Annotated in this window: 10 protein-coding genes; 1 reads left to right on the top strand and 9 read right to left on the bottom strand. The window is 52.3% G+C overall.

Annotated features, from left to right (window positions below):
* Nucleotides 1-17 precede the first annotated feature (17 nt).
* Nucleotides 18-983, bottom strand: coding sequence for a siderophore ABC transporter substrate-binding protein (locus AACH44_RS08980; protein ID WP_261849654.1), 966 nt, complete (start codon nucleotides 981-983; stop codon nucleotides 18-20).
* A gap of 281 nt (nucleotides 984-1,264) precedes the next feature.
* On the opposite strand from AACH44_RS08980, the gene sbcB reads away from it, so the two are divergent.
* On the top strand, nucleotides 1,265-2,692 hold the full coding sequence (gene sbcB, locus AACH44_RS08975) for an exodeoxyribonuclease I (protein ID WP_261849653.1): 1,428 nt from the start codon (nucleotides 1,265-1,267) through the stop codon (nucleotides 2,690-2,692).
* A gap of 77 nt (nucleotides 2,693-2,769) precedes the next feature.
* Here sbcB and AACH44_RS08970 read toward each other — a convergent pair whose 3' ends face one another.
* The 8 genes from AACH44_RS08970 to citD form a co-directional block, all read right to left on the bottom strand.
* Entirely contained in the window at nucleotides 2,770-4,242 is a 1,473-nt protein-coding gene (locus AACH44_RS08970; protein WP_338659569.1) for an IS1182 family transposase, read from the bottom strand.
* A 128-nt stretch (nucleotides 4,243-4,370) separates the two neighbouring features.
* Complete coding sequence (locus AACH44_RS08965; protein ID WP_261849220.1) at nucleotides 4,371-5,741, bottom strand: APC family permease; 1,371 nt, start codon at nucleotides 5,739-5,741, stop codon at nucleotides 4,371-4,373.
* 622 nt (nucleotides 5,742-6,363) lie between these two features.
* Entirely contained in the window at nucleotides 6,364-7,119 is a 756-nt protein-coding gene (locus AACH44_RS08960; RefSeq protein WP_261849219.1) for a flagellar brake protein, read from the bottom strand.
* Between the two features lie 272 nt (nucleotides 7,120-7,391).
* Nucleotides 7,392-8,297, bottom strand: a complete 906-nt coding sequence (citG, locus tag AACH44_RS08955; RefSeq protein WP_261849218.1) for a triphosphoribosyl-dephospho-CoA synthase CitG — start codon at nucleotides 8,295-8,297, stop codon at nucleotides 7,392-7,394.
* Nucleotides 8,275-8,802 carry a citrate lyase holo-[acyl-carrier protein] synthase gene (citX, locus tag AACH44_RS08950; protein WP_261849232.1) on the bottom strand — a complete coding sequence of 176 codons (528 nt, stop codon included), beginning with the start codon at nucleotides 8,800-8,802 and terminating at the stop codon, nucleotides 8,275-8,277. The genes citG and citX overlap by 23 nt, the downstream gene beginning before the upstream one ends.
* A 26-nt stretch (nucleotides 8,803-8,828) precedes the next feature.
* Entirely contained in the window at nucleotides 8,829-10,358 is a 1,530-nt protein-coding gene (citF, locus tag AACH44_RS08945; RefSeq protein WP_261849217.1) for a citrate lyase subunit alpha, read from the bottom strand.
* A gap of 53 nt (nucleotides 10,359-10,411) precedes the next feature.
* Entirely contained in the window at nucleotides 10,412-11,287 is an 876-nt protein-coding gene (gene citE, locus AACH44_RS08940) for a citrate (pro-3S)-lyase subunit beta (RefSeq protein WP_261849216.1), read from the bottom strand.
* Entirely contained in the window at nucleotides 11,287-11,577 is a 291-nt protein-coding gene (gene citD, locus AACH44_RS08935) for a citrate lyase acyl carrier protein (protein ID WP_261849215.1), read from the bottom strand. Before citD ends, citE begins: the two co-directional genes overlap by 1 nt.
* Nucleotides 11,578-11,582 lie beyond the last annotated feature (5 nt).

Here is an 11,582-nt window from a genome sequence, read left to right as displayed (position 1 = left end):
TCTGCCGTAATCTGCCGTTATTGCTTATCCAACGCGTCGTTGACGGTACTCACCAGGTTTTTATAGCTTTGCAACCCCCCAGCGATATACAGCGATGCAGAATCCAGGTAGACCACGTGATTATTTTTCCAGGCATTGGTTTTGTGAATCAGTGGGTTATCCAGTACCTGTTTAGCAGATTCACCACCCGGGCGACCAATCGCACTGTCACGGTCAAGGATAAACAACCACTCTGGGTTCACGCTCAGTAAAAATTCTGATGTCACCACATTGCCGTGGCGGCCCGAATCAGGGAACTCGGTTGCTGGTTTGAAGCCCAGCTCATCAAACACGAACCCAAAGCGCGATTTAGGCCCGTAGGCAGACATTTTTCCACCACTGATCATCAATACCAACGCATTGCCCGCGTTTTCCGTTCTGGCGCGCGTTTGAACGATCTGTTGTTTAAAGTCATCAATCTGTTTTTTCGCTTCATCTTCTTTGCCAAAGATGGTGCCCAGTTGCTCGATGCGCTGGATAAAGCTCGTCATAAACTGGTGTTCATCCACGTCCATCGAGATCGTCGGCGCAATACCGCTCAGTTTGTCGTAGGCGTCGCGCGTGCGTCCACCCGCGATAATCAGGTCAGGTTTAGCGCTGCTGAGCGCTTCATAGGCGGGTTCAAACAGCGTCCCGGCGTTCAGATAAGTATCGCTGTTGTATTTTGATAAAAACGCTGGCAGCGGCGTGCTGCTTTTCGGTACGCCAGCAATGCCTTCGGCTTTCAACGCATCCAGCGTGTCCAGAGAGGTGGGATCAAACACAATCACTTTCTTCGGCGGTTGCGGAACCTGAGAGGTTCCCTGTGCATGCTCAATGTTAACTGTGTGACTTCCTTCTGAAGACGATGCCTGCTGATCGCATCCGGCCAGAACAAACATAGATGCCAATAGCGTCGCCTTCACTGCAAACGCCGCATTTAATCGCACCGCATTTAACCGCATAAGTGTGTTCTCCATTTCGCTGTTTGTCGCCGAATGCTACCCCGCAGCGGACGCTACGCGGCAATAAAGAATTTAATTATCATTCGCATTAAAACGAAAATTGTAACCGAACGTACACACTCATGCCTAGCGATTATGTCTATCCGCCTATTGATGTAAGTCAGGGAAGTGATGCAAATCAGGAAAGCACCGCAGAAAAGTCGATTCAATGGTATCCTTGCCACTTTCCAGTCTGTTTGCCTGACTTCAGGCTCAACGCGCACACGTAGCTAACTGCATATATGGCCGAGAAAACACAACCCACTTTTTTCATTCATGACTACGAGACGTTCGGTAAGCATCCAGCGCGCGATCGCCCCGCGCAGTTTGCGGGTGTCCGTACCGATATGGATTTCAATATTATCGGCGAGCCGTTGGTCATTTATTGCCGTCCTACCGATGATTACCTGCCGGAACCAGAAGCGGTGATGATTACCGGCATTACCCCGCAGGTTGCGTTGGCGAAAGGCGTGAATGAAGCGGCGTTCGCCCGTCAGATCCATGAAGCATTCAGCGTGCCCGGCACCTGCATCATGGGCTATAACAACATTCGCTTTGATGATGAAGTCAGCCGCAATATCTTTTACCGCAACTTCTACGATCCTTATGCCTACAGTTGGCAGCACGGTAATTCCCGTTGGGATTTATTGGATGCGCTACGCGCCTGTTATGCTTTACGGCCGGAAGGTATCGTCTGGCCGGAAAATGATGACGGTTTGCCCAGTTTCCGCCTTGAACATCTGACAAAAGCCAACGGCATCACGCACGAGCAAGCACATGATGCAATGTCCGATGTGTACGCCACCATCGCTATGGCAAAACTGTTCAAGCAGGCGCAGCCCAAGCTGTTTGACTATCTGTTCCCGCTGCGTAATAAAAACAAAGTTTCTGCACTGATCGATATCCCGCAAATGAAGCCGTTGGTTCACGTGTCTGGCATGTTTGGCGCGGCAAGGAGCAACACCAGTTGGGTTGTGCCGCTCGCCTGGCACCCGGACAACCGTAATGCGGTCATCATGTGCGACTTGGCTGGCGATATGACACCGCTGTTGGAGCTGGGTAGCGAAACCTTGCGTGAACGCTTATACACGCGCCGGGAGGCGCTGGCTGCCGATCAGAGCGCGGTTCCACTCAAGCTGGTGCACATCAATAAATGTCCGGTATTAGCGCCTGCCAATACCTTACGACCGGAAGACGCAGAAAGATTAGGCATCGATCGTCAACGCTGTCTGGATAATTTGGCGCTGCTGCGCAACAACGCGAGCGTCAGGGAAAAAGTGGTGGAACTGTTCGCCGACGCCCCTGCTTTCGCCGCCTCTGATGATGTCGATCTGCGGCTTTATGATGGCTTCTTTGGCGATGCCGACCGTATGGCGATGAAGATTATTCAGGAGACCGCGCCGCAAAATCTTCCCGCGCTGGATCTCACGTTTGCCGATAATCGTCTGGAACCGCTGTTCTTCCGCTACCGTGCCCGCAATTTCCCCGGCACGCTGAATGAACGCGAACAGCAGCGTTGGTTGCAGCATCGGCGTGCGGTATTTACGCCGGAGCGCTTGCAAGATTATCTGTCAGAACTCAGCAGCTTGTATCAGTTGCATGAAGACAATAAAGAGAAGATGGCACAGCTCAAAGCGCTGTACGCCTATGCGCAGGAACTGGTGGGCTAAAGCATAAAAAAGCGGAGCACATTGGCTCCGCTCAGACTGCTGACTAACCCCACTTTTTCAGGTGGGGTTCTTCTTTTTTAGCGACCGCAGGTCGCGATCGCGATATTTTTCCACAACCTCGTCATTTGAGCTTTCTGCTTACCCAAGACGGCGTATTGACCTTCACAAGACCTTTTCAGCCACACATAAAGACAATAAAGAAGCGCCAGCAGCGCCATCTTCTTCATATTTTGCGCTGTGGCCGCAAGCAGGCACTGCATCTGTACTTTCGACAGTCCACGGAACCGGGCATATCGATGACCATGGTGCTGTTTCGCATCCGCGAAGCTTCTCTCCACCGTTTCTTTACGCCGGGCGTATATCTTTTTGCCCCATTTCGTCAGCCGTAACCTGTTGGCTTCCTCTTTCGATGCTTCCCAGACGTGCCGGGTTAGCGTTTTCTGCGCTTTGCTGTTCTGCGTACACTGCTGTCTCTGCTCACACCGTTGGCACAACGTCGGGTCTGAACGGTAATGTTGATAGCCGTTACGGTCTGTCGTGCTGTAGTTCAGTAACTCCTCTGCCGGGCACACATACACATCGCGCTCCTCATCGTACCTGAAGTGCTTCTTCTGGAACGCGTTCTGACCCTTGTGTGGCCGGCGATAGCCCGGAACCAACGCGATACCCCTCTCCTGAGTGAGCTGGCACACCGCCGCCGTGAAGTAACCCGCGTCCACGCCCACCGCCACCGGCTCCAGACCGAAGCGTTCTACCTGCCGCTCGAGTCGCCCGATAAAGGGCTGGCTGTCGTGCACATTGCCTGGTGTCACATGGGTATCCATGATGATGCCATGCTTTCCGTCTACTGTGCGGTGGTCCAGATAGAAGAAGCCTTTCGGCTTGTTGTCCCGGTGCATAAAGCCGCTTTCCGGGTCGGTGGTGCTCACTTTGGTGTTTTTAACGGCGTCGTTTTGGGTTGCTTTTCTTGCGGCGGGCAGCGGCTTTTTTTCGCGTTGTTTCCTGTCGGCCTCCACCGCGTCATTCAGTTGCGTGAAGTATTCACTGACTCCTTCAGGGCGCAGTTCATTCACGGCTTTGCGCGGGTTGGCATCGGCTTTCAGGTGGGTGCTGTCGGTGTAGAGCACACGACCGTTTGCCATACCCTGACTCAGGGCCTGTAACACGATATGGTCAAAAATCTGCTGGAAGACATCGCTGCCGTTAAATCGACGGATACGGTTCTGGCTAAGGGTAGAGGCGTCCGGGACCTTCTCGGTCAAGCCCATGCGCAGGAACCAGCGGTAAGCGACATTGACCTGGATTTCCTTGACCAGACGGCGTTCAGAGGGGACACCGAAGAGGTAGCCCAACCGCATCATTTTAATCAGGCGAACGGGGTCGATAGCAGGCCTGCCGTTATCGGGGCAATAGAGGTGGGAAACGGCATCGCGGATAAATTCAAAATTGATGGCAGCATCGATTTTACGGACCAGATGGTCTTCTGGGACAAGTTCGTCGAGGGTGATGGTTTCAAACTGGTACTGCTGCGGGGAGGGTTCTCTGAGCATGGCGGTCAGTCCGTTTTTTGCACTAACCTTATTAGATCAAAGTCCTGGCCTCACGGCCAGGACTTTGTCATCAATCTGAGCGGAGCACATTGGCTCCGCTTTTTCTTATCGGTCAGTCATCAGCTGACTTAAACCGGCTCTTCACTGCATTGCGGCACAGGCTGACGGAAGCTGCGTGTCACGAATGCCAGATAGAGCAATCCAATCGTTGCCCACACCAGACCCAGCGTCATCGAACTGGCTTCCAGATTCACCCACAGCGCCCCCACCGTCAACGCCCCCAACACTGGCATCACGAGGAAATTAATGGTGTCTTTCAGGGTGTGGTTACGACGTTCGCGAATATAGAACTGTGAAATAACCGACAGGTTCACAAACGTAAACGCCACCAGCGCACCGAAGTTAATCAGCGCCGTTGCTGTCACCAGATCGAACGACACCGCAGACAGTGCAATCACGCCAACCAGTAAGACGTTCAAAGACGGCGTACGCCATTTCGGGTGGATATAGCCGAAGAAGCGCTCAGGGAATACGCCATCACGCCCCATCACATACATCAGGCGAGACACGCCTGCATGTGCGGCCATACCCGATGCCAGAACCGTGACGCAGGAGAACACCAGAATAACGGACTGGAAGAATTTACCAGCCACGTACAGCATGATTTCCGGCTGAGACGCATCTGGCTCCTTAAAGCGCGAGATATCTGGGAAGTACAGTTGCAGGAAGTAGGCCACAGCAACAAAAATCACGCCGCCGATCAGCGCCGTCAGGAAGATGGCTTTTGGAATCACGCGACCCGCATCCTGCGTTTCTTCCGACAGCGAGCTAATGCCGTCAAAGCCCAGGAACGAGAAGCAGAGAATGGTTGCGCCGGTAATCATCGGCACGACATGCGCATTCTCAGACCAGAACGGACGCGTGCTGGTCAACGTTCCTGCACCTTCCCCCAAATAAACGCCGTGGATCACCAACCCCAGGAATACCGCCATGATAGCGACCTGTACCACCACAATAATGGAGTTTAGGTTAGCCACCAGGTTGATACCTCGCAGGTTGAACAACGTCATTAACCCGACCAGCGCCGCCACAAAAATCCATGATGGTACGCCGGGGAAGATCGCTTCCAGATAGATTTTCGCCAGCAGGATGTTGATCATCGGCATGAACAGATAATCCAACAATGACGACCAACCGACCATAAACCCAACGTGCGGGCTGATCGCTTTTTGCGCATAGGTATAAGCCGAACCGGCGGACGGAAAACGTTTTACCAATTTGCCGTAGCTCAGCGCCGTGAACAGAATGGCGATCAGCGCAAACGCATAGGCAGTAGCCACATGACCGTCGGTCAAGCCAGACACGATACCGAAGGTATCAAAAATGGTCATCGGCTGCATGTACGCCAGTCCCATCATAACCACAGGCCACAGCGTGAGCGTTCTTTTTAACTGGGCACGTTTTGCGCCAGTATTAGGCAGTTGAGAATCAAGCGACATGGCGCACACCTCCGTCAGTCACAGCAAAGACAGTACTGTTGTCGGCGAACGCACTAAAAATAAGGGGGTGGATACAGGACTCGCCTGAATCACGATGAGAAGAGGTGGCTGTAACAGCACCAGAGATAACTTGCGACTGCGTCGCGCCATAACCAATACCTTTGCAGCACAAACCGGCGGGCACCGGTGCGAAACGTGTTAATTGCCCCATCTTTCCTTTCCTCACTGTGCTCACAGGCACACACAAAATTATCTATCCGGATCGTTGTCCGGCCTCTTTGGTTGAAGACCCTATACCCAGCCAACCTGAGCTACAGAGAAAGGTAAGAAGCCACACCAATACCCCTGTAACCCGAAGGTTGACGAGCATAAATGTAAAAAAATAACCGACGCTATTAGACGTCGGTTATTTTGCAAGGCGCGTATTCTGCACCACTCGATCTCATCTGACAAGACTCTGAGAACGTTAGAAACCATTTATTTATCCCCCCCTTCTTCGATCTGCCTGTACGTTGGCTTTTCACATGACTTATGGGTAAATAAGTAGGATAAATAAGATAATACTCGTTATAAATACGTTGCTGTTATGTGTGAAGCCTAAATAAAGGGTTGTGTTTAAAAATTACAACTCCTGAAACCGCTTTTTCTTTTCGTTTTGTAATCTTTCCAACTCAAAAATCACCTGCTGAAGATCGCGCTCCTGCGCCGCATTCAGTGTAGGGAATTTAAAGCTCAGGCGCTGCGTGAGTTTCACTTCACCTTTATTATCGACAATCTTCACCATCGCCTGGCCGACAAATTGCAAATCAACGCAGAAGAAGCCGTGATCGGCGAGATCCATTTCCACGTTTTTAATGATATCGCCTTCAGTCAGCGATCCCGTTGTATCGCGGTCGGTATACAAGCTCAATCCACCCAAGGAGAGATCTTTGATGGCGAACTGGAAAACACTCTCGTCCGGCAACTCGCCACGGCAGGTCAACGGTGGCCACAGTGGGGTGTTGATACGGAAATAGGTTCTACGTTGGATAAGGTAAAGACGTTCAGGAATCTGCGCACTGAAGGCGGGCAACCCATCGTACTCCACCGTTTTGGCAATTTCGGCATTAAATTCGACTTTTGCACCAGCAGGTTCAGCGACAAAAGACAGGGTACCCGCATATAGCGCACGGTTGTTTTCACGCGCAATGCCACCTAAATCGAAGACAAACAGGTTGCTGTCGGGTACGACATCAAGAATTTTACTGATGAATTGTCCGTGAGGATGGTGCACCATCAGAGACGTATCATTCTTCTTTAATTCGCGTAGCGTTGCACAGATAGCCAGTTTGTTGCGCTTAACAAACTGCTCTTTCAAAGTTTCATTCACCGCTTTCATCCCCACCATATTTACATGGATTATGTGTCAATGGCTTATATTGATGCACGCCTCCTCGTTATCTTTCAAGTCCCATAAGTGCTTATACACTGGCACTCTGGCAGCCTATTGAAAACGATCATGCGGGGCGCTTGAAATTACATGATATAAATAGGTGAAAACGGTATCAACAATTTCCTCAACAACTTTAGCGGATTAGTAAAAAAGTTTTCAAGAGCGGTCAAATGATGAAATTTATCGACACGCATCCGCTCCGTTATAACATCCGATCGCTATTCAGCAGGATAGTGATACAACAGCCAGGTTACAGCCAAGAGATCGGCACTACCGCCTGGACTAAGATTTCGGGCAATTAACGCCTCATCCATCGATATCAGCGCCTGACGATTCAGCGGGCCAGCCAGTAATTTCTGCGCATAATTCTGCACAAACACCAATCCGTCCATTCCACCACGTGAAACTACGTTGGTGTCTGGATTATGAGCCATCAATACCAGTAGCGTCCGTAATAGCGCGGTTTCTTCATCCGAACCGTCAGCAATCGCCTGCTGCAAGGTGGGCAATGCGTACTGGCATACGGTATTAAAACCGCTGGCAGCTTCACCCCTTGCGCCCGTAAGACCGTGACGCTGATAGAGGTGTTCGCCTGCTGTTGCCGCCCCAGAGCACGACTCCAGCTCATTACACACCAGATCGCTGCACATAATGGAAACACTGTTGCACAGGCTACGCTGCGTAATACGCTCTCCCTGCCCTGCCAGCCAACCCGCAGCCGTGCACAGCAGACCAAACGCAAAAATCCCCCCTTTATGGGTATTCACGCCTTTCGTCGCTGACAGCATCGCCTGCTCGCAGGCAACACCAATAGGCCGAACCTGAGACAACAGTTGCGCAAGCGGTACGCAGGCGTACTCATAGCCCGCCTCAGTAAAATGGTGGAACCAAGGAGCAATAGCCTGAACGCTGGTCTGAAATAGCGCCACATCCATATCACGATGGGACCCGTTATTCGCGCGATCCACCAGACCGGGTTTTGGTGTCAACATGACTTCCATTGTCAGCGCACGCGCTACCCGCAGCCCAATATCGGGTAACAGATGGCGTTCCTGATATTCACACGGTGCAGAATGAGATGCCGTGGCAAACCGCATGCCGTCAGGCTGGCGTAAAGTAGGCATTGACCTTTTCCTCGATGTGTTCAAGCAACTCAGGCAGCGAATGACGGCGCGAACGGCTACAGGCATGTGCCATCTGATCGCACAATAAGCAGGCACGCCCACTATGCGCCAGCATCGACCGCCCAATCGATCCCTCTTCCGGGCTGAAGATGTCAAAATCCCATAGCCGTCCCAGCTCATGGTTATCTTCCAGCGCAATGGTCGCCGCTTTCACCGACAATGCATCTTTGGTGATCGACCACAGCCCTTCCGCCCCCGTTGCCAGCCAGAATGTCTGCTGCTCCAGCACCATCCATCCCCGCGCTTGACACAGCGAAGCAAACGCCTTGATCGCTTCGGTCATCACTTGCCTATAGCCGTCGTTATCTTTTACTGGCCCCGGCGTGACCAGCGTCAGTGAAACCAGCGTCGCACCATGTCGAGCGAGCCACTCTTGTTGGCGAACTGCGCGGCGTTCCTTCGCCGCGAGTAGGGTTTCCAACGAGATGGAAACAGCCTTTGTCATCATCGATTCCCTCATGGGTTTACCGCTTATTCGTCGGCTTCTTTCACCTGACGAACAACATCAATCACACTGCCATCGCGATAGCGAATAACGCCGACGATGCGATCGTGGAACTCGATAGCACGAGGTTCACCAACCAGTTCAATCGCACGTTGATACAGCGCCTCTATCGTCATCACAGTCAGACCTGCCTGCTTCAGGCGTTCAGCAACGTCAGGACGCGCCGGGTTGACGGCAATACCGTGATCGGTCACCAGTACGTCGATGCTTTCTCCCGGTGTAACACGGGTTGTTACCTGACGTACCACCGTCGGAATACGGCTACGAATCAGCGGCGCAACGACGATGGTCAGATTCGCTGCCGTCGCAACATCGCAGTGTCCGCCAGATGCTCCACGCATCACGCCGTCTGAACCCGTGATCACATTGACATTAAAATCGGTATCAATTTCCAGCGCACTAAGAATCACCATATCCAGTTGATCGCAACAGGCCGCTTTCGAACTTGGATTGGCATAAACGTTAGTAGAAATCTCAACATGGTTGGGGTTTTTCGCTAGCGACGCCGCCGCATTGGCATCGAAACACTGGGTATCGATCAGTTTTTCGATCAGTCCTTTCTCGTGCAGATCGACGATACCGCCCGTAATACCACCGAGTGCAAAGCGCGCCACGATATTCTGCTGACGCATTTTATCTTCGAGGAAACGCGTACAGGCCGTTGAGGCCGCGCCAGAGCCGGTCTGGATAGAGAAACCGTTTTTGAAATAGCCCGCATGTTCAATCACGTCTGCCGCTGAACGCGCGATCAGCAATTCACGCGGATTACTGGTGACGCGCGCCGCACCGACGCTGATCTTAGCCGGATCGCCCACTTCATCGACCTGAACGATGTAGTCCACCTGATCTTGCACGATACTGGCAGGCATGTTCGGGAACGGCACCAGCGCTTCGGTCAGCAATACCACTTTGCGAGCAAACTGCGCGTCAACCATGGCGTAACCCAGCGAGCCACAGCTGGATTTCCCAACGGTGCCATTGGCGTTACCAAATTCATCACTGCACGGAACCCCCAGAAAAGCGACATCAATATTCAGTTCGCCACTTTGCAACAGATGAACACGGCCGCCGTGGGAATGAATTTGTACTGGTTCTTTCATTAACCCATGAGAAATGGCATCGGCCAGCTTGCCGCGCATCCCTGAGGTGTAAATCCGGCTGACCACGCCCGCTTTGATGTGGTCAATCAGCGAAGCGTTACAACTCATCAACGAGCTGGATGCCAGCGTGAGATCGCGAAAGCCCATGCGTGCCAGCGTATCAATCACCCGATTAATGACTTTATCGCCTTCGCGAAAATGGTGGTGGAAAGAGATTGTCATCCCATCTTTCAGTCCGCTGTTGCGAATCGCCTCTTCCAGATCGGCACACAGTTTGCGCTCATGCTTTTGGGCGACATCATTCAGCCACGGCGTATTTTGATTGGCACTGACGAAGGCTTGTAGGTGACGTTTTTCCGGGTACTGCTTTTGCAGTGCTTCAATAAAATGACTCATTGTCTAATCCTGTAATTCCTGAGAGCGGCCATTGCGGTGTAATCGCGCAATGGCTATTTGCGAACGCCGGAAGCCTGAGCACGTTCCAGAACTCTTCTGGCGTGGTCGATGATTGGCCCGTCGATCATTTTTCCGTTCAGGGAAATGACGCCCAGACCAGCACGCTCGCCCTCGTCTGCGGCTTTGATCACCAGATGGGAATAGTCCACTTCATCCTGCGTCGGGGCATAAGCGTTGTGTAGCAACTCAATCTGGCGTGGGTTAATCAGGGATTTACCGTTAAAGCCCAGCTTGCGAATCAGATCGACTTCCTTCAGGAAACCGGCATCATCATTGACGTTGGGATAGACCACGTCGAAGGCATCAATACCGGCAGCGCGAGCCGCATGCAGCACGGCGCAGCGGGCATAAAACAGCTCTGTTCCGTCACCGCGTTCCGTTTGCATATCCATCACATAGTCGAACGCTGCCAGCGCAATCCCGATCATGCGCTCGGAAGAACGGGCAATCGCAACGGCATTAATCACGCCCACCGCAGACTCAATCGCCGCCATAATGCGGGTAGAACCCACTTCACGACCGCAGGCTTTTTCGATACGAACCAAATGGTGTTCCAGTTCATTCACATCGTCAGTGGAGTCGGTTTTTGGCAGACGAATAACATCAGCACCACCGCGCACGGCCGCTTCAAGATCCAGCAGGCCAAACGGCGTACTCAGTTGGTTGATCCGCACCACGGTTTCAATATCGCGGTACATCGGATGCTGGAGCGCATGAAAAACCAGCAGGCGCGCGGTATCTTTCTCTCGCAGTGACACCGCATCTTCCAGATCGAACATAATGGAGTCTGGTTTATAGATAAATGCATTGGACAGCATGGCGGCATTTGCGCCTGGGAGGAATAACATACTGCGGCGAAGCTTATTCATTATAATATCTCCCATTCAATCTGCTGTCCGTCTGTAGCGCGCAGTACCGCGCTTTGCACGCGAGCACGGATGACACAATCCAGCGCGCCTTTGTCATCCACAATGATCGTCCCTTCCTCTACGCCCAGCGCTTTCAGCGTGTCATCTACGACCTGTTTAATTTGATGACCGAACTGCTTAATGACTTCGCTGTTGATGACCACAGTGAGCTTCCCGTCTGCCGGTGCCACTTTGACCAGCAAATCGCTGGACTCAAAGGTGCCTGCCAGAGACTCCTTAACAATCTTCATAGATT

Source organism: Pectobacterium araliae, assembly GCF_037076465.1.
Lineage (GTDB): Bacteria > Pseudomonadota > Gammaproteobacteria > Enterobacterales > Enterobacteriaceae > Pectobacterium > Pectobacterium araliae.
This window is presented reverse-complemented; position numbering and strand designations above follow the sequence as displayed.